Source organism: Azonexus sp. GW821-FHT04F04, from assembly GCF_059420025.1.
The window spans coordinates 255,046-275,331 of the sequence record NZ_JBWKSX010000002.1; the positions used below are offsets into that span (position 1 = coordinate 255,046).

At 59.6% G+C, this 20,286-nt stretch carries 14 protein-coding genes; 2 read left to right on the forward strand and 12 right to left on the reverse strand.

The features are described from left to right. Positions 1-162 precede the first annotated feature (162 nt). Entirely contained in the window at positions 163-1,434 is a 1,272-nt protein-coding gene (locus tag AC07TV_RS06575; RefSeq protein ID WP_494647603.1) for a hypothetical protein, read from the forward strand. Positions 1,435-1,633: 199 nt separating this feature from the next. Continuing rightward, positions 1,634-3,010 carry a transferrin-binding protein-like solute binding protein gene (locus tag AC07TV_RS06580; protein WP_494647604.1) on the forward strand — a complete coding sequence of 459 codons (1,377 nt, stop codon included), beginning with the start codon at positions 1,634-1,636 and terminating at the stop codon, positions 3,008-3,010. Positions 3,011-3,118: 108 nt separating this feature from the next. On the opposite strand, the gene AC07TV_RS06585 is transcribed toward AC07TV_RS06580, so the two are convergent. From AC07TV_RS06585 to AC07TV_RS06640, 12 genes are all read right to left on the reverse strand, one after another. After that, on the reverse strand, positions 3,119-4,912 hold the full coding sequence (locus AC07TV_RS06585) for an acyl-CoA dehydrogenase C-terminal domain-containing protein (protein ID WP_494647605.1): 1,794 nt from the start codon (positions 4,910-4,912) through the stop codon (positions 3,119-3,121). 22 nt (positions 4,913-4,934) lie between these two features. Next, a complete protein-coding gene (locus AC07TV_RS06590; RefSeq protein WP_494647606.1) occupies positions 4,935-5,882 on the reverse strand; it encodes an NAD(P)H-dependent flavin oxidoreductase in 948 nt (315 codons plus the stop codon). After that, positions 5,882-7,540, reverse strand: a complete 1,659-nt coding sequence (locus AC07TV_RS06595; RefSeq protein ID WP_494647607.1) for a long-chain-fatty-acid--CoA ligase — start codon at positions 7,538-7,540, stop codon at positions 5,882-5,884. Before AC07TV_RS06595 ends, AC07TV_RS06590 begins: the two co-directional genes overlap by 1 nt. Positions 7,541-7,565: 25 nt before the next feature. Beyond that, positions 7,566-8,141 carry a chalcone isomerase family protein gene (locus AC07TV_RS06600; protein WP_494647608.1) on the reverse strand — a complete coding sequence of 192 codons (576 nt, stop codon included), beginning with the start codon at positions 8,139-8,141 and terminating at the stop codon, positions 7,566-7,568. After that, entirely contained in the window at positions 8,138-8,650 is a 513-nt protein-coding gene (locus AC07TV_RS06605; protein WP_494647609.1) for a DUF4442 domain-containing protein, read from the reverse strand. Before AC07TV_RS06605 ends, AC07TV_RS06600 begins: the two co-directional genes overlap by 4 nt. 53 nt (positions 8,651-8,703) lie before the next feature. Further along, on the reverse strand, positions 8,704-9,903 hold the full coding sequence (locus AC07TV_RS06610; protein WP_494647610.1) for an acetyl-CoA C-acyltransferase: 1,200 nt from the start codon (positions 9,901-9,903) through the stop codon (positions 8,704-8,706). A 19-nt stretch (positions 9,904-9,922) separates the two neighbouring features. Further along, positions 9,923-12,322: a 3-hydroxyacyl-CoA dehydrogenase/enoyl-CoA hydratase family protein gene (locus AC07TV_RS06615; protein WP_494647611.1), complete on the reverse strand. Its 2,400-nt coding sequence runs from the start codon at positions 12,320-12,322 to the stop codon at positions 9,923-9,925. A gap of 160 nt (positions 12,323-12,482) precedes the next feature. Beyond that, positions 12,483-13,778, reverse strand: coding sequence for an OmpP1/FadL family transporter (locus tag AC07TV_RS06620; RefSeq protein ID WP_494647612.1), 1,296 nt, complete (start codon positions 13,776-13,778; stop codon positions 12,483-12,485). A gap of 133 nt (positions 13,779-13,911) precedes the next feature. After that, positions 13,912-15,813, reverse strand: a complete 1,902-nt coding sequence (locus AC07TV_RS06625; RefSeq protein WP_494647613.1) for a 3-hydroxyacyl-CoA dehydrogenase NAD-binding domain-containing protein — start codon at positions 15,811-15,813, stop codon at positions 13,912-13,914. Positions 15,814-15,874: 61 nt separating this feature from the next. Then, positions 15,875-17,158: an acetyl-CoA C-acetyltransferase gene (locus AC07TV_RS06630; protein WP_494647614.1), complete on the reverse strand. Its 1,284-nt coding sequence runs from the start codon at positions 17,156-17,158 to the stop codon at positions 15,875-15,877. A 2-nt stretch (positions 17,159-17,160) separates the two neighbouring features. Continuing rightward, positions 17,161-19,515 carry an acyl-CoA dehydrogenase gene (locus AC07TV_RS06635; protein WP_494647615.1) on the reverse strand — a complete coding sequence of 785 codons (2,355 nt, stop codon included), beginning with the start codon at positions 19,513-19,515 and terminating at the stop codon, positions 17,161-17,163. 61 nt (positions 19,516-19,576) lie between these two features. Further along, positions 19,577-20,236, reverse strand: a complete 660-nt coding sequence (locus AC07TV_RS06640) for a TetR/AcrR family transcriptional regulator (protein ID WP_226498357.1) — start codon at positions 20,234-20,236, stop codon at positions 19,577-19,579. Positions 20,237-20,286: the final 50 nt, after the last annotated feature.

Genomic DNA, 20,286 nt, shown 5'->3' on the forward strand with positions numbered 1-20,286 from the left:
AGCAACCTCGCAACAAAAACCCAAGCACTTGATTAATTTAAATTAAATTTATTGGCTCGATATATGCGTTGTAAAAAAGTGTAAAACCCCGGCTTGATTTCATACCGTCGGACCCTACAGTGGAAGAAAGATCATCGTTTCAGTCAAGTAGTGAGGGATATCATGAAAACAAAACGCACAGTTATAGCAGCGTGTATCGCCACCCTCTTCATCAGCGGTACTGTGTTTGCAAAAGATAAGTGGGAGTACCACGAAAGTGGATGGAGTAATGTCCATTCTTACGGCAAGGTTGTCGTTGCCCAAGACTCTGTCAATCAGTGGGGTCCATGGGAAGACTTCGTAGAACCAGCGGCCGGAGCACCATCCCCTGTTGCCATGCCCGGAATGTCCGGAAGCGATCCGTATCGTAACAATCCGGTCGTTGTGGTAACTAAAGGTGAAGGCTGTGCAGCAGGAACCTGGTGCGGTTACGCCATATACCGTAACTCTTCAACCGGCGGCCAAGAAATTCTGACTCGCTCGTACTACAAGCCATCCGATCCGTGGAGTGCAGGTTTATTTGCGCTGACACCGACTCCCGATAACCCAAGCATTACCGCTGGAAGCGGTCGAGGGGAGGGAAATGTTTTCTGGCGTGTTACTCCTCTTGGTGCTACCGATCCAACGTTCAGCGATTCGGGCGCAAGTATTCCGGCAGACTTTGGTGGTGGCTACGGCTGGTATAGGGATGATGGACTCCATCATTTCCATGCGTGGACAGGAAATGAAACCGACTCTGGCTGGGAAAGCAGTTCGGCAACCGGCTTTTCTCACAACTGGTTATCCAGTGAAGCAACAAGCGAAGTGGGATATGGCTGGTTTGCACTTGCAGTCAAGGGTGCAGACAAGGAAGTGGCTGTTGGAACATTTGAGCGCGAGGTTGCGACATATACAAGCGGCAATGAAGAATATCGGTATTGGGACGAATCAACGGCCAGAACAAATGGCTACTACGTTGCAGGCGTCGCCACACCCCAAGCTTATCTGGCTGACCAGCAAGCCCGTGATATCAGGGCATATTACGCGGGCGGCAGTTTCGACGGGTCCAGCCAAGGGAAAGTGTTGATTCAGGTCCAGTTTGCCCCAGCGACTTGGCAAGGACAGTGGACCGGCGCGATGAACTTCAAGGCAGAAGGCAACATCAGTGGCGCGAACATTAGTTCAAACAGTGTCTCCGCGCTGTATTCAGGAAGCAGTTCCTCCTATGCAGGCTCCGTCCAGGGAACGTTCTATGGCCAACAAGCTGGATCGATCGGTGGTGTTTCTACCGTAACCAAGACCTATACGCCGCCAGTTGACGCACGTATAGCTCAAATGCCATCCACTCAAACCCAAACGGCAGTCTTCTTGGTCAACAAAGTTTATAGCACTGGACCGTCAGTCAAACCTGAATAACGAAAACTCCAGACAGCCCGCAAAAAAGGCGCTTCGGCGCCTTTTTTATTTCCTGCTCCGGGCACAACAAATTCATTCGCCTGAAGTGAGAAATAGATCACATAAGCCAGCTGACAGAAAGCGACACATTGTAAATGTCTATCTAAACTAAGCCCATGTAAAGATTAGTTAATCCACATACAGACCTAGAGGATAGATCATGAAAAACAATCGCACCATTATCGCAACATGTATCGTTGCCCTTTTTGCCAATAGCCCGCTATTCGCCAAGGAATCGCAGCAACTCCATGAGGATGACTGGAGCAAGGTCAGGTCCTATGGCAAGGTGTTGATCTCACAGGACTCTGTCGACAGCTGGGGCGCATGGACAGATTTTGTCGAACCGGCCGCCGGAGGCCCAAACGTAAATACAGTTCAACTCCTTGGCGCGGGTAGCGGCGATAGCTATCGCAACCTTCCTGGCACAATTACTCTGCCGGCTGATTCGAACATCTGTGGTGCTGGTGACTGGTGTGGATATTCGATCTTTACCGAATCCAAGTCGGATGAAAATGGCCCAGCGCGGTACAGATCAGAAGGAAGTCCGAAGAAACAGCAATATTCAAGCGGACTGTTTGCCCTGACGCTGACAGCCCCTGATGGCTCCCCAGGCGAAGGAAACGTTTCTTGGCGCCTGGCTTCAACTGAGAGTGGTTCGCTGTTGGCGCAATCGGGCGGAGATATGTGGGCAAATTTTGGTGGCGGTAATGTTAGTCCAGAGGTTTGGGATACCCGCTCTGTTTTGAGATTCGTGAATGGTCGGTTGCGCTGGGTTACGGAAAGCTATCTCAAATTCAGCGAAGGCCAACAGTGGAACAACACAGATAACAGTTTGGCGCATTTTTCCGCCTACGAAGGAAAATCCAGTGACAGTTATGGCTTCATCAATGGTTTCTCCAACAACAGGAATGCCGACGAAGCCACGAATGCGATTGACCCAACCTTCTTCCTATTGCTTTCTGACAAGCCATTCACTGACACCCTCAAGGCAAAGGACGAACAGGTTGCCGTTGGCGAGTACTCCCGTACTGTCTGGGCTTACACAAGCGGCCAGGATAATGAGTTGTATGTCTATGAAGGCGAATCATCAACGACCACGCATGGTTTCTATGTTGCCGGCGTAGCCACGCCTCAAGCCTACCTTGATGCCCAAAAGGCTGGGGATGTGGTTGCCAAGTATTCCGGCGGCAGTTTTGATGGAAATCGTCAAGGACATGTGGCCATTACTGTCAACTTCAAACCGGGCACATGGAGCGGTGTCTGGTACGGTGGGCTTGACAGCAAAGCAATGAATTTCAAAGCGAACGGTGACGTCGTGGGTGCGAACATTGTCGCAAACTCGCTTAGCCCGACTGCTTTGGTCAACGCCAACAATGTCTCTTATTCCGGAACAGTTCAAGGTTCGTTCTACGGACAACAAGCAGGTTCGATTGGTGGCCTAAGCAACGTGAGCAAGTCGGTAAACAACCAGGTCACCCAGACCCAAAATGCTGTCTTCCTGGTTAATAAGGTTTCCAGTTCTGGTGGCCTAAAGTAGGTCATACACAAGATATCGCTTGAATGAAAGAAAGGCGCCGCAAGGCGCCTTTCTTATTTGTAACCATTCGGGCGTTGAAGCTCGTACACCCATCAACGCCATTTGGAATCAGAACACCTCTTCACCGCCCCCGGCCAGGGCAGCATCCCCAGCCCTAACTGTTTCGCCATAAGACGTCGCCTGCGGCAACATCTGGTCAGCGTAGAACCGCGCCGTAGCAATCTTGGCCCGATAGAAGGCCAGATCCCCTTCACCCTTGTCGAGATAGCCGGCAGCAGCCAGTGCCGCCTTGCCCATGAACCAGCCGCCGCAAACGGTGACGGCGAGGTGCAGGTAGGGGACTGCTGCGGTCAACACGCCGGATAGGTCGGTTTTGGCATTGGCGGCTAGCCATTCGGTGGCTTCCGTCCACGCCTTGAGCGCCACGCCGAGGCGCTGGCCGATGGCTTGCAGTTCGGGCTTGCCGGAAGCACCGAGCGCCTTGGCCGTGGCGTACACCTCGCCGAAGATGACCTTGGCCGTGGCGCCCTGGTCGCGCATGAGTTTGCGGAACAGCAGGTCGTTGGCCTGGATGCCGGTGGTGCCTTCGTAGATGGTGGTGATGCGTGAATCGCGCCAGTGCTGGGCGGCGCCGGTTTCTTCGATGAAGCCCATGCCGCCGTGGATCTGGATGCCGAGCGAGGTGACTTCGATGCCCATCTCGGTGCCGCCACCCTTGACGATGGGGATCATGAATTCGGCGAGCCACAGTTGGCGCTTGCCTTCTTCGGTGTGCCCAGCCGCGTGGGCGCGGTCGAGCAGGCCGGAGGTGTAGTAGGTCATGGCGCGGTTGGCTTCGACGCGGCACTTCATGAGCATCAGCATGCGGCGGATATCCGGATGCTTGTCGAGCGTAACCAACGCCTCACCGGTGAGCGCATCGCGGCCTTGCTTGCGTTCGCGGGCGAAAGCCAGGGCCTGCTGGTAGGCACGTTCGCCGAGGGCGATGCCTTGCAGGCCGACGCCGAGGCGGGCCTCGTTCATCATGATGAACATGTACTCGAGGCCACGGTTGGCTTCGCCGAGCAGGTAGCCGACGGCGCCGCCATTGTCGCCGTAGGCCATGACGCAGGTCGGGCTGGCGTGTATGCCGAGCTTGTGTTCGATTGAGACGCAGTGGGCATCGTTGCGGGCGCCAAGCGAGCCGTCGGCATTGACCAGGAACTTGGGCACCAGAAACATCGAAATGCCCTTCACCCCGGCCGGCGCATCAGGCAGGCGGGCGAGCACGAGGTGGACAATATTGTCCGTCATGTCGTGGTCGCCGTAGGTGATGAAGATTTTCTGGCCGAAAACACGATACGTTCCGTCAGGCTGAGGCTCGGCGCGCGAGCGGATCAGCGCCAGATCGGAGCCCGCTTGCGGCTCGGTCAGGTTCATCGTGCCGGTCCATTGTCCGGTGATCATCTTTTCGAGGTAGATCGCTTTCAGCTCGTCGCTGGCGCAAGTCAGCAGCGCTTCAACGGCGCCGGTAGTAAGCAAGGGACCGAGCGAAAAGGACAGGTTGGCGGAGCAGACCATTTCCTTGACGGCGATGCCCAAGGTGTCAGGCAGCCCCTGGCCGCCAAAATCCGCCGGCGAGGTAATGCCGTTCCAGCCTGCTTCGCAGAAGGCCTTGTAGGCTTCTTTCCAGCCAGTCGGTGTTGTCACGCCGTTTGGCGTCAGCTTGCAGCCTTCCTTGTCGCCGACGCGGTTGAGCGGCGCGAGGACTTCGCCGGTGAACTTGGCGGCTTCTTCCAGAATCGCGTCAGCGAGGTCGGGCGTGGCGTCTTCAAAACCGGCGATCTGGCTCAGTTCCTTGAAACCGGCCAGTTCGTCCATGACGAAACGCATATCTTTTACGGGCGCACGGTAGTCGCTCATTTGCTGATCTCCTTTTGTATTTTCAGAATGGATTGCTGCATAACGCCGTCTTCGCGGCGCGGTATTCCTGCTTCAGGCGGGCAACCAGATCGGCGGTCGGCATCACATCGTCGATGGTGCCGACGCCCTGCCCGGCGCCCCAGATGTCCTTCCAGGCTTTGGCGGCTGTCGCGCCGCCAAAATTCATCGCGGTTTTATCCTTCTCCGGCAAATTGGCCGGATCAAGGCCGGCGGCGACGATGCTCTTGCTCAGGTAATTGCCATGCACGCCGGTGAAGTACGGCGTGTAGACGACGTCCTTGGCAGCGCTGTCGACGATGGCCTGCTTGTAGGCATCGACCGCATGCGCTTCGTCGGTGGCGATGAAGCGCGTGCCGATGTAGGCGAAATCGGCGCCCATGGCTTGCGCGGACAGAATCGCGCTGCCGTTGGTGATCGAACCGGAGAGCGCAATCGGGCCGTCGTAGAACTTGCGGATTTCACCGACCAGGGCGAAGGGGCTCAGCATGCCGGCATGACCGCCGGCCCCGGCGCAAACCAGGATCAGGCCATCGACACCGGCCTCCAACGCTTTTTCGGCATGGCGAACGCTGATCACATCGTGGAAAACCTTGCCGCCGTAGGCATGCACTGGCGGCACGATCTGCGTCGGCGCCGACAGGCTGGTGATGATGAGTGGCACCTCGTGCTTCACGCAGAGCATCATGTCGTGCTCGAGCCGCTCGTTGGAGGGGTGGATGATCTGATTGACGGCGAACGGTGCCGCCTTCGGATCGGCTACCAGTTCAGCCTTGATGCGGGTCAGCCATTCGTCGAGCAACTCCTTGGGCCGGGCGTTGAGGGCCGGGAAGGAGCCGATCAGGCCGCTCTTGCACTGGGCGATGACGAGATCGGGGTTGGAGACGATGAACATCGGCGCGCAGATGACGGGCAACGCCAGGTTCTTGTTCAGTGATTCTGGAATCGGCATCAAGCCCCCTCTTTCAGTGCGCGACGGAGGATCTTGCCGACGTTGGTACGCGGCAGGTCGTCACGGAATTCGACATGTTTGGGAATCTTGTAGCCGGTGAGCAGGCCGCGACAGTGGTCGATCAGCATGCGCTCGGTGACTGCCGGATCCTTGCGAACGACGAAAATCTTGACCGCTTCACCGGAGTTTTCATCGGCTACGCCGATGGCGGCGACATCGCGGACACCGGGGTGCATGGCGACGACTTCCTCGACCTCGTTCGGGTAAACGTTGAAGCCGGAGACCAGGATCATGTCCTTCTTGCGGTCGACCAGGAAAACGAAGCCTTTTTTGTCGACGTAGCCGACATCGCCGGTACGCAGGAAGCGGTCCGGATAAAAAACGTAGTCGGTTTCCTCCTGCCGTTGCCAGTAGCCCTTCATGACCTGCGGACCGCGAATGCAGATTTCGCCAACCTGCCCCTGCGGCACCTCGTTACCGTAATCGTCACGGATCGAGACTTCGGTGGAGGAAATCGGCAGGCCGATCGAACCGTTGAATTCGCCCATGTCGAGCGGGTTGATGGTTGCCGCCGGCGAGGTTTCGGTCAGACCGTAGGCTTGCAGCAAGGGTGTGCCAACCACCTGCTTCCATTTTTCTGCAACCGGCCCCTGGACTGCCATGCCACCACCCAGCGTGACGCGCATGGTCGAGAAATCCAGCGAGGCGAAATCGGGGTTATGCAGCAACGCGTTGAATAGGGTATTGACGCCGGTCACCACGGTCACCGGGTACTTGCCCCATTCCTTGACAAAGCCCGGGATGTCGCGCGGATTGGCGATCAGCAGGTTGCGGGCGCCGATCATCAGGAAAGTCAGGCAGTTCGCCGTCAGCGCGAAGATGTGATACAGCGGCAGCGCGGTGATGATGAACTCCTCGCCCTCGCGCACCACCGGTTTGATCCAGTTGTAGGCCTGCGTGACGTTGGCGGCAATGTTGGCGTGGGTCAACATGGCGCCCTTCGAAACCCCCGTCGTGCCGCCCGTGTATTGCAGGAAGGCGATGTCGTCCTGGGTCAGCGCTACCGGTTTCCAGCCGTGGCTGCGCCCGGTAGACAGTGCGCTGTTGAAACCGATGGAACCGGGCAGTTTCCAGGCCGGCACCAGCTTTTTGACATGCCGCACGACGAAATTGACGATGATGCCCTTGAGTCCCAGCATTTCGCCCATCGGCGTGACGATGACGTGCTTGATCGCCGTGTGGGCGACGACCTGCTCGAGCGTGTGGGCGAAGTTTTCGACGATGACGATGGCCACTGCACCGGAATCCTTGAGCTGGTGTTCGAGTTCGCGTGGCGTGTAGAGCGGGTTGCAATTCACCACGACGCAACCGGCACGCAAGGTGCCGAAGAGCGCCACGGGATATTGCAGCAGGTTGGGCATCATCAGCGCGACGCGGTCACCCTTCTTCAGCCCCTTGGCCTGCAGCCAGCCGGCGAAGGCCTTGCTCTCCTCGTCAAGCTGGCGATAGGTCATCGCCTTGTCCATGCTGATGTAGGCGACCTTGTCGGCGTAGGTCGTGCAGGCGGTTTCGAACAGCGCGACGAGCGACGGGATGTGGTCGATGTCGATGTTTGCCGGCACGCCATTCGGATAGCTTTGTAGCCAGATTTTTTCCATGATTGTCTCCTCCTCCGTTGCCAAGCTAGGACCCGAGCAGCGCCTTCTTCAGCGAGGCGTCTGCCGGTTTGTCACCAAGCCAGACCTTGAGCAGCGCTTTCGCGAAGCCCGCGCCGGCCACCTTGCCACGCGTTTCCCCGTTCAGGCTGACAGCGACGCCATCCGCGGAGAAGTCAATGCCGATGGTATCGCCTTCACGGGCCTTGCCGATACCCTTCATGATGCTGCCCAACTGGTCGGCCTGGGTTTTCAGCTCGGCCAGCTCGGCCGGACTGTGGTTGTTTTTGAGGCCATCGTCGAGCGCCGAACTCAAGGCATCGGCATCGAGATCGCGCATCATGCGCATGACCATGCGGCGCGGCTGCGGGCTGTCGTAGATTGCCGTTGGCGTCGTCGATTTCTGGCCAACGTAGAGCGCGCCAACGTAAACCTTGATGAACATTCTGCTGCGCAAGCCGGCGCCGTTGAGGACCAGATCGCTGTTGCCAACGCGGATGCTGTCGTCCACTTTCACGCCGGCCACTTCCGCGGCATGCAGCCCGGGAACCGCCAGCATTGCGGCAATCAGCGCTGCCTGCCGGACGCTTGTCGATGTAATCATTTGTCTCCTCCACCGCTCTTTTGTCGGTAGTAATGTTTGTCGGCGATGTAAACCGTACGCTCGACGACGGTATGCACGATGCCGTGCCTGTCTTTCAATTCGACCTGATAAGTCCGTTCAAGCTCCGGATTCTTTGCCAGTTCGCTCCGGATTTCCGCCACTTCCTCGTCGCTAAGCACAAAATCGGCGTACAGCGTCGAAAACCCGGGCTTGCGGTAACGAATGTTCGCCGCCTTGTCCCAGACGATATAACCGTCGCCCAGCGCCGCCATCAACATCATCGGATGCGCCCCATCGGTGATCGCGAACAGCGAACCACCGTAAAGCGAACCAACGATATTCTTCGTCTTCCAGTTCAGCGGCAGGGAAACCCGGATGTGGCGCAAATCCTTTGCCACATGGGTCACCCGACCGCCCGTGCCACGAAAGGCCGGATGAAAGTTGAAGCCTAGACGCACCATGCGCGCCCGCCAGGTTGGAGAGAGTTTGGCCAGCCAGGCGGGTTTCATGATTTCAATTTTGGCCGTTTTTTCCGGTTGACCGTGGCAATCGCGGTTTCTCCTCAAATCCGCTCGATGATCCCGGCAGCGCCCATGCCGGTGCCGATGCACATCGTCACCATGCCGTACTTGCCGCCGGTGCGCTTGAGGCCATGCGCGACGGTGGCGATACGGATGGCACCGGTGGCGCCGAGCGGGTGGCCGAGGGCGATGGCGCCACCGAGCGGATTGACCTTGGTCGGATCAATGCCGAGTTCCTGCATGACCGCAATCGACTGGGCGGCGAAGGCTTCGTTGAGTTCGATCCAGTCCAGCTGATCCTGCCTGATGCCGACCTGCGCCAGCACCTTGGGGATCGCCGCGACCGGCCCGATGCCCATGATCTCCGGCGCCACGCCACCGACGGCGTAGCCGGCAAAACGAGCGAGCGGCGTCAGGTTGTGTTCGAGCAGGATCTTTTCGGAAACCAGCATCACGGCGCCGGCGCCGTCCGACATCTGCGACGAATTGCCGGCCGTCACCGAACCACGGGCATGGAACACCGGCTTCAGCTTGGCCAGCTTGTCGAGGGCCGAATCCGGGCGCGGGCCTTCGTCGGTATCGACCGTACGCTCACGAATGCGAATCTCGCCGGAAGCCAGATCGGGCAGGCTTTCGCGGATAGTGTAGGGGGAAATCTCGGCCATGAAATGACCGGCGGCAATCGCTGCGCAGGCCCGACGATGCGACTCGACGGCGAAGGCATCCTGCGCCTCGCGGCTGACCTTCCATTGACTCGCCACCTTTTCGGCGGTCAGACCCATGCCGAACGCGATGCCGAGGTTTTCCTCCTTGGCGAAAATCGCCGGGTTCATCGACATCTTGTTGCCCATGATTTGCGGCATGACGCTCATCGACTCGGTGCCGGCGGCGATCATCACATCGGCCAGGCCGAGGCGAATCTGGTTGGCGGCATCGGCCACCGCCTGCACCCCGGAGGAGCAGAAACGGTTGATCGTGATGCCCGGCACGGTGATCGGCAAGCCAGCCAGCAGCAGGCCGATGCGGGCGACGTTCATGCCCTGCTCGGCTTCCGGCATGGCGCAGCCGACGATGACATCGCCGATCAGCGCCGGGTCGATGCCCGGCACCTGGGCGACAACCGCTTTGATGACATGGGCCAGCATGTCATCCGGCCGCACGTTCTTGAACATGCCGTTTTTCTTGGCCACCGGCAGGCGGGTGGCAGCGACGATGTAGGCGTCTTGAATTTGTTTACTCATAATTTTTTCCTCAGCCCGATTAATTACGCAAAGGCTTGCCGGTTTCCAGCATGTGCTTGATCCGGGCCTGGGTCATGGGGTCTTTCAGCAGTTCGACGAACAGCCGGCGCTCGACGGTGATCAACCATTCTTCATCGACCAGGCTACCGGTTTCGATTTCACCGCCGCACAGGGCGATGGCAGCGAACTTTGCAACCTTGTAGTCGTGGGCAGAAATCATGCCGCCCTCCTTCATGTTCACCAGCATCATTTCCAGCGTCGCGATGCCGTTCTTGCCGGCGACCGGGATGGCCCGTGCTTTCGGCGGCGGCGCGTAGCCGGCCTCAGCCATAGCCCGAGCCTCGCGGATCGCCACGAAGAGCAGCTCATTGGCGTTGAACAGGATGGTGTCGGACGGCTTGGCGAAGCCGTATTCGACGGCCTCGACGGCGCTCTTGGCGACCTTGGCCATGGCAATGGTCATGAAGGCGTTTTGCAGGTAATTGAAGACTTCGCCCGGCACGTTCGACTGGGCAGCCCACTCGGCAGCACGCACGGCGAATTCCTTGCAACCACCGCCAGCGGGGATCAGCCCGACACCTGCCTCGACCAGCCCGACATAGCTTTCAAGCGCCATGACGCGCTTGCCGGCATGCATGACAAACTCGCAGCCGCCGCCCAGCGCCATGCCCTGCACCGCTGCAACGGTCGGGATTTGCGCGTACTTGAGCGTTTGCGAGGCACGCTGGAATTTCTCGACGGTCTGTTCAAGCAGATCGAACTGACCGGCGGCAATAGCCTCGGTCACCTGGGCCAGATTGGCGCCGACGGCGAACGGCGCTTCGTGCCAGATCACCACGCCATCGAGCGTCGTCTCGGCCTGACGTACGGCGGCGATGACGCCATCGAGCACCTCGTCACCGATGGTATGCATCTTCGACTTGATCGAAAGGATGCCGATACCGGAATCGACGGCCGGCAGTTTCCAAAGGCGAATGCCGTCGTTCTCGTATAGCGTTTCGCCGGATTTTTCGGGGGTCGCAGCGGTCTCGCCAAGCACGCGCTCGGGGAACAGCTGACGCTGATAAACCGGCAGCGTCGAGCGCGGCACGTAGGCGTTCTTGCTAGCCGAATACGAGCCCTGAGCCGTATGCACTCCGGTGCGCCCTGCTTCCAGGACCCAGGCCGGCAACGGCGTGGTGCTCATGGTCTTGCCGGCCGCGATATCGACGGCGATGGCCTTGGCAATCTCGCTCCAACCGGCGGCCTGCCAGGTCTCGAACGGACCCTGCGCCCAGCCGAAGCCCCAGCGCATGGCCAGGTCGAGATCGCGGGCGTTGTCGGCGACGTTTTCCAGCTGCACGGCGGCGTAATGGAAGATGTCGCGGAAGATGGCCCACAGGAACTCCGCCTGTGGATGCGCCGAACCGCGCAAGGCGGCGAACTTCTCGGCCGGATTCTTCATCTTGAGGATGGCAGCGACCTCCTCGACCACTTCACCCTCGGACTTCCGGTAATCCTGCGCCTTGAGGTCGAGTACCTGGATTTCCCTGCCCTGCTTGCGGAAGATGCCGCAACGGGTTTTCTGACCCAGCGCACCCTGGGCGATCAGCGCCTGCAGCCAGGCCGGGCTGGTGAAGTAGGCATGCCACGGGTCGTTGGGCAGCGTGTCCTGCATGGTCTTGACGACATGGGCCAGCGTATCCAGACCGACGACGTCGGCGGTGCGGTAGGTGGCGCTCTTCGGGCGCCCGATCTTCGGACCGGTCAGTGCATCGACTTCATCGAAACCGAGGCCGAAGGCCTGGGTGTGATGCATGACAGCAAGGATCGACATGACGCCAATCCGATTGGCGACGAAGTTCGGCGTATCTAGGGCGCGGATGACACCCTTGCCAAGACGCGAGGTCAGCCAGGTTTCCAGCGCATCGAGCGTGCTGCCGTCGGTGCTTTGCGTGCCAATGATCTCAACCAGATGCATGTAGCGCGGCGGATTGAAAAAGTGGATGCCGCAGAAGCGCGGCCGGACGGCTTCCGGCAACCCCTGTGCCAACGCATTCATCGACAGACCGGAGGTGTTGGAAGCGATGATCGCGTTCAGCGCCAGGTGCGGCGCGATCCTGGCGTAGAGGTCGTTCTTCCAGTCCATGCGCTCGGCGATGGCTTCGATGACCAGATCGCACTCGGCGAGCAGCGGCAGGTGCTCATCGTAATTGGCGGCATCGATAAACTTCAGCTTGCCCTTGCTGGCCAGCGGCGCCGGGTCCAACTTCTTCAGGCCATCGAGGGCCTTCTTGACGACACCATTCTTGTCGCCCTCCCTGGCCGGCAGGTCGAACAGCACGACCGGCACGTTGGCGTTGGCCAGGTGCGCGGCAATTTGCGCCCCCATGACGCCAGCGCCGAGAACGGCAGCTTTCTTCACGATCAACTTGTTCAATTGCATCTCCTTTTAAGTCTCTTATTTTTCCGCTTCGTCAATATAAAACGAACGTTTGAATTATAGAACAGCGACTTCCACGGTCAACCGGTTTTTTGGCCGAAATCCAAAAAAATCCCCGGGCTGGCCGGGGATTGAATTACGCGCTGAATCAAGGTGCTTAGAAGGCCATGGAGAACTGGGCGCCGAGAAGGAATGCCTGATTATCGTAGTTACCGGTAACGCGGTTAGCGCCGGTAACACCACTGTTCTGGTTATTATCGACTTCGGTGTCCTTGATCAGCAGGTAGGCAGCGCTAATATCAAGCGTCATCGATTTCGACGGCTTCCACTGCGTTCCCAGGCTGAACCAGGTACGGTCATTGTCCGGCAACGAGACGAGACGGGTGGTGGGACCTTTGACTGGTGTCTGGTCATAAGCCAGACCGGCCTTCAGTTTCCAGGCATCGTTCAGCTTGTAGTTGGCCCCCACAGCGACGCGCCAAGTATCACGAAATTCAGTGTCAAGGACTTGCATGTTTTGGCCGGCCACGGCGCCCGCACCAGTAGTCTGAGCGTTCACGATATTAACCTTGGGAATAGAACTCCAGCCGGTCCACGAAACGTCGCCCAACAATTCGACGCGGTCATTCAATTCATGCGTCGCGCTCAATATCCAAGTATCAGGCAGTTCGATCGTCGCGGTGACGGCGCGATTGGTCGTTGCACCGGCTGTCGCGCCAGATTGGGCAAGGGTGCCGGTAAACTCGACGTCACCATCGAGATCGTATTTCGTCGTCGAGCGATAGGACAAACCGAGCTTGGTCGCCGGCGTGATCTTCATCAATGCGCCAATGTTCCAGCCCCATGCCGTGCCATCCAGATTCAAGACAGCAGTGGTCGCAGCGAATGGCGCAGCAGTTCCTGCAGCCTTCCGATATTCCGCATTGAGAATCTGATAGTTCACGCCAGCCCCCAGCGACAGCCACTCGTTGGCGCGCCATGCCACCGACGGGTTGATGTTGATCGTCTGGATGTCGAATTCGATCGATTGAGCCGCGCCATACCAGTTGTCGTCGTACTTGGTTGCCAAACCGAACGGAGCGCCAATGCCCAAGCCGACATAAACGTCCTTGGCAAGGCGCCATGACATGTAGGCATTCGGAACAAAGCCAACCGTCCCGCCATCGCTGTTTCCGACCAGCGTGGTACCGGTCGAAGAACTGGTGTTGTTGAACTGATAATTTGCGCTGATCACGCTAACGCCAGCCGATACCTCCCGGTCCTGAAGCTGGGTCATACCAGCCGGGTTGAAGAAGATCGTGCTGGCATTGTCGGCCACGGCAGCCGAACCGGCGTAGGCGTTACCGAGACCGCTGGCGTTCTGCTCCAGCAACTGGAAGCCAGCCGCTGCAGCACTGCCGGAAAATGCGATTGCGATGAGCGCCGGGATAAGGCGCAGCTTGGTTCTGTTCATTGATTTGTCTCCTGTTTTGTTATGTTGGGAGGAATTCTCCCGTCACTGCCACTACGATTAAATCTCAAACATGCGAGTGAAACGCTGTATGAAATGCATTATTTCAAACGTTCGTTGGAAATAAACAACACTCCTAACCCTGTCCGTGCCGAAAGTGCATCGGGCCGCCGGTAAAGGGGGCAAAACCGGTGCCAAATATCACGCCGGCATCGGCAAGCTCAGCATCGGCAACCACACCGTCAGTGACCAGTTTTTCCACCCGGTCGATCAGCGGCATGACCAGCCTTTGAGCCAGTCCATCGGGCACATTGCCGGCCGCAGCCTTGTCGGCCTTGCCGGACGACCAGTCGTAGAAGCCCTGCCCGCTCTTCTTGCCGAGCAGGCTTTTATCGACGCGTTCGATCAGGCAACGTGGCGCCTCCGCCCCGCCGGCCAATTGCTTGCCTGCGGCCATGGCGATGTCGAGGCCGACGGTGTCGACCAGTTCGATCGGTCCCATCGGCATGCCGAAGGCGAGCATCGCTTCGTCGACCGTTGCCGGTGAAACGCCCTCGTCGACCGCCCGCATGGCGGCCAGCATGTAGGGTGCAAGTACGGCGTTGACCAGGAATCCCGGTTCGCTCTTGACCGGCAGCGGCAGCTTGTCGATCTGCTTCACAAACGCGCAGGCAGCTTGCACGGCGGCCGGATCGGCGCCCTCGGCTGCAACGACTTCGACCAGCGGCATCATCGCCACCGGGTTGAAGAAGTGGATTCCGACCAGGCGTTCCGGCTTGCTCAAAACCGTGCGCAGGTCTTCGAGCTTGAGGCTGGAAGTGTTGGTGGCGAGGACGGCACCCGCTTTCATCTTCGGTTCGAGCGACTTGAACAGCGCGTGCTTGGCCTCGACGTTTTCAAATATGGCTTCGATGACGACATCGGCGTGGGCTACGCCGTCGCCGTTCGGGTCGGGAATCAGACGGTCGAAGGCATCGCGAATCCTGAGTGGCTCGCGCAGGCGCTTGGTGAACAAGGCGTGGGCGCGCTTGAGCGCCGGCGCGATGCGCTCAAGCGTCTGATCCTGCAGCGTCACAGTCATGCCACGCAGGGCGCACCAGGCGGCGATGTCGCCCCCCATGACGCCAGCGCCGATGACGTGAACCCGTTTGGCCTTGAAGTCAGACGATTTACCGAAGCCTTTGAGGCGTTCCTGCAGGTGATAGACGCGAACCAGATTGCGTGCCGTCGGCGAAGTGATGATGCGGTCGATGACCTCCGGCGCGGCTAGCGCATTGCCATCGTGCTTCGCCCACAGGTCGATGATGGCGTAGGGTGCCGGGTAGTGCTCCGGCCGCGCCTTTTTCGCCACCTGCTTGCGGGCACCGTTGGCGACGACCGATTTGAGCGGACCGTTGAACAGGCGTTGCATGAAGGGCAGTGGCCGGCGCGGCTGGCCGGAAAGCAGCAATTGGCAGGCAGCCATTTCCATGACGCGCGGCGGCACGCAATCGTCGGCCAGCCCCATTTTTTTGGCGCGCTTGGCGTCGATGGTTTTGCCGGTCAGCATCATGTCGAGCGCCGTCGCCGGGCCGACGCGCTTGGGCAGGCGCAGCATGCCGCCCCAGCCGGGGAAGATGCCGAGCATGACTTCGGGCAGGCCCATCTTGGTGCCGGATTCATCGACCGCCAGCAGGTAGCGACAGGCCAAGGCCAGTTCCAGCCCACCACCGAGGCAATGGCCACGAACCAGGGCCAGCGTCGGGTAGGATACGGCGGCCAGCCGGTTGAACAGGTTCCAGCCGCGCGTCACCAGCGCCCTGCCTTTTTCAGCGGAATCGAGTTGCGAGAATTCCTCGATGTCGGCGCCGGCAATGAAGCCGGCCTCCTTGCCGGAACGGACGATCAGGCCCTTGGGCGGCTGCTTGTCGAGCTGGTCGAGGATATCGCCGAACTCGGCCATGACTTCAGCGGACAAGGAGTTGGCGGATTCGCCGGCCTTGTCAAAGACGGCGATGACGATGCCGTTTTCTTCCTTGATGAGTTGCCAGTGCTTCATGCGCCGATCTCCCTCGTTGCCACGGTCAACCGGAAAAATTGCCCAAAATTGAAGTTATTTTTCATAGCGCCTCCACGAGCATGGCGCCGCCCAGGCCGCCCCCGATGCAAATCGTGGCAATTCCGCGTTTGGCCTTGTTCCGGCGCAACACATTCAGCAGATGCAGCACGATGCGCGCCCCCGAGGCGCCGACCGGGTGACCGATGGCGATGGCGCCGCCGTCCACGTTGAGCTTTTCATCGTCCAGGCTGCCGAGGCACCCAGGCAGGTCGAGTTGTTCGCGGCAGTATTCGTCGGATTTCCACGCCGCCTGACAGCCCAGCACCTGCGCCGCGAAAGCTTCGTTGAGCTCCCAGTAATCGATATCATTGAAGCTCAGGCCGTGGCGTTGCAGGATCGGTGTCGTGGCATGCACCGGGCCGAGGCCCATCAGCGCTGGATCGAGGCCGGCCCATTCGCTGTCGACGATCTTGCCGATGGGCTTGAGGCCCCATTTCTGCACAGCCTCTTCCGACGCGAGGATCACCCAGGCGGCGCCGTCGGTGATCTGCGAGCTGTTGGCCGCCGTGATGTTGCCGTATTTCTTGTCGAAGAAAGGCTTGAGCTTGGCCATGCCGGCCATGCTGGCGTCGGCCCGCACGCCGTCGTCTTCGGCGTAGACCTTGCCCTTGGCATCGACGACCGGGACGATCTCGCCGTAGTAGCCGGCGGCGCGGGCCGACATCGCTTTCAAATGGCTTTTGACAGCGAACTCGTCCATCTGCTGGCGGCTGATGCCGAATTTCCAGGCCAGGTTTTCGGCCGTCTGGCCCATCAACAGGCCGACCACGGGATCCGTCAGCCCTTTCATCAAACCAATCACCGGCTTGAGCAACTCGGCCAGCGGCAATTTCAAAAAATGGCCGATTTTCTGGTTGACCGTGCGAAGGCTCATCATGCCGGCAAACCAGCGCACCATCGCGTCGGAGTAAAGGAGCGGCGCCCTTGAGAGCGCATCGACGCCGCCAGCCAGCACCAGTTCGGAACGCCCGCCCTGAATGTTGGCGATGGCCGAATCGATGGCCTGCATACCCGAGGCACAGTTGCGCATCACCGTCCAGCCGGGAACCTTTTTACCGCAGCCGAGACGCAGGGCGACCATGCGGCCAATGTTGGTTTCGTCCGGCGAGGGCGCGGCGCAACCGAGGATGACTTCATCGAGATCGCTCGGTTCGAAAGGCTGGCGCAACAGCAATGCCCGGCCGGCCTGGGTAGCGAGATCGGAGGCGGCAAAAATCCCCGGCCCTTTCTGCGCCTTTAAGAAAGGCGAACGAGCGCCATCGACAACGTAAATCGTTTTCGTCATGCTTAGGCTGCCATCCGGCATTCGGCCGGCTTGTTGGCGGTGGCGACACCGTAGTCGAACGGGAAGTCGTCAACATGGACGACGATGTCGCGCAGGTGATTGCGCTGCTTCATGACCTCGAACTCGGCAGCCGTGATGACCCCGGCCTCGAAGGCGACGATGGCGATGTCACGGACGTTGGCCAACGGATTGTTGTCGAATCGACCGTCTTTTTCGGCCGCACGGATTTTGGCTTCGATTGGCTCGGCAAGCAGCGTGGCATTCAGGGCCAACTCGATGGCGCCGACCGGCTCGCTCTCGACCAGCGGCAGGTAGCATTCGGCCGTCAGCCGGTCGCGGGTGGCGGACGGGGCGATCAGCGCCTTGGCCACCTGATGGCCGACTTCGTCGGATGGCACGACGTAGGGATGGCCCCACGGGAAGATCGAGCGGTGCAGGAGAGCGGCAATGAAGCGGATCGGGAAGTTGGCGATGACACCGTCGAACGCCTGCTGCGCCTTGTACATGGCGTCCCAGATCGCCCAGTGGGCGAGCGGCGCGTCCTCGGCCTGACGGCCTTCTTCCTCATAGCGTTTGAGGGTGCAGGAAATCAGGTACATCTGGGCCAGGATGTCGCCGAGACGGGCCGACAGCTTTTCGCGGCGCTTGACGCTGCCGCCAAGGACGAGCAGCGAGATGTCGGCCATGAAGGCGAAGGCCGCCGAGAAGCGCGTCAGTTGCTGGTAATAACGTTTCATTTCCGGCGCCGTATCGACGTTGACCGCAGCAAAGTGTGAGCCGGTCATGCCCAGCCACAGGGCACGGAAACCGTTCTTGATCGTGAAGCCGATATGGCCGAACAGCGCCTTGTCGAAATCGACCAGACCCTGCTTCTGATCCGGGTTCTGCGCCGCCTGCATTTCCGGCAGCAAATACGGATGGCAGCGAATGGCGCCCTGGCCGAAGATGATCAGCGAACGGGTCAGAATGTTGGCGCCTTCGACCGTGATGCCGATCGGCACCTGCTGGTAGGCACGCCCCATGAAATTCGACGGGCCAAGGCAGATGCCCTTGCCGCCGATGACGTCCATGCCGTCATTGACCACCTGACGGGCGCGTTCGGTAACGTGGTACTTGGCGATGGCGGAAACGACCGACGGCTTCTCGCCGAGATCGACCGCACCGGCCGTCATCTTGCGCACAGCGTCCATCATGTAGGTATAGGCGCCGATGCGGGTCAGCGCTTCCTCGACGCCCTCGAACTTGCCGACGGCCATCTTGAATTGCGAACGCACGCGGGCATAACCGCCGACGGCGCGCGCCGTCATCTGGGCCATGCCGGTGTTGGAAGACGGCAGCGATATCGAACGACCCGCAGCCAGACACTCCATCAACATGCGCCAGCCGTGACCAGCCTTTTCCGGACCGCCGATGATGAAATCGAGCGGCATGAAGACATCCTTGCCACGCGTCGGCCCGTTCATGAACATGGCGTTGAGCGGGAAGTGGCGACGGCCGGTATCGACGCCCGGATGGTCGTAGGGGACCAACGCACAGGTGATGCCGACGTGCTTCTTGTCACCCAACAGACCGTCCGGATCGTAAAGATGGAAGGCCAGCCCGAACACCGTGCACACCGGGGCCAGCGTGATATAACGCTTGTCCCAGCTGACGCGCATGCCGAGCACTTCCTTGCCCTGATACATGCCCTTGCAGACGACGCCGGCATCGGGAATCGACGCCGCATCGGAACCAGCCCACGGGCTGGTCAGCGCGAAAGCCGGCACCTCGATGCCCTTGGCCAGGCGCGGTAAATAATGATTTTTCTGTTCATCGGTGCCGTAATGCAGCAGCAGTTCGGCCGGGCCGAGCGAGTTGGGCACCATGACCGAGACCGACAGCGCGCTGGAACGCGTCGACAGCTTGGTCACCACCTGCGAATGGGCGTAGGCCGAGAACTCCAGGCCGCCGTACTTCTTCGGAATGATCATGCCGAGGAAGCCCTTGTCCTTGATGTAACGCCAAGCTTCGGTCGGCAGGTCGTAGAGTTCGTGCGTCACTTTCCAGTCATCGACCAGACGGCAGGCTTCCTCGCATTCGTTGTCGAGAAAGGACTGCTCGGCCGGCGTCAGTTTCGGCTGCGGGTAGGCATGCAGCTTCTGCCAGTCCGGCTGACCGCGGAACAACTCCCCCTCCCACCAGACGGTGCCGGCTTCGAGCGCATCGCGCTCGGTATCCGACATCTGCGGCAGGACCTTGCGATAGCTGGAAAAAATGGGCCGGGTGATGATGCTTCGCCGCAAAGGCCGAATCAGGATCAACCCGGCCAAAGCCACCAGGGTGACTAACCCGAGCAGAGGGATGAGGCTGTTGAACATGCTGTTGTCTCCTTTTATGTCTTTTTGATTTTGGTGTTTATTTCCGGTTGACCGTGGCAACCTAGAATTGAGGCAATGGGGCGCGCAAGCCGCCGAGCAGGAAGGACATCAGGCGTGGCACCAGACGATCCAGCCGATCGGTCGAATCCTCGTCCTCGATCTGCCAGTCAGTGACCAGACGCAACGCATCGGTACCGGCAATGGCGTAGGATGTCGCGCCGAGCATGAAGTGAAAGCGCCAGACGATCTCGGCCTTGGGCACCTCGGGTAGCGCCCTGAACAGCGCCTCCTTGTAGCGGTCCATTACCGCCTGGTACTCGTGCGCCAGGAAGGCGCGGATGAATTCGGATGGCTCGGTCAGTGTCCGGCCAAGAAGGCGCAGGAAAGTCATCCCGCCACGATTCTCGTCCCCCGCCATGCGCAAAAGGGTTCCGAAGAATGCATCGACAATCGCTGACGGCTTGACTGGCTGGCCAGCCGCTTCAACTTCCAGAGCGTCCAGGACGCGCATGCGCTCTTCGTTCAGCCAGTCAAGGCGGCGCCGGAAGACTTCCTGCATCAGCGACTCTTTCGAGCCGAAGTGATAATTGACTGCGGCCAGATTGACGCCAGCCTCGCCGGTAATCTGGCGCATCGACGTGCCCTCGTAGCCATGTGCCATGAACAGGCGCTCGCCGGCATCGAGGATTCGTTCGCGCGTATCGACAGTACGGGTTTCCATGGGGAGTCTCCTTGTTATTATGATTCATACGTTCGTTTTAATCATAATAA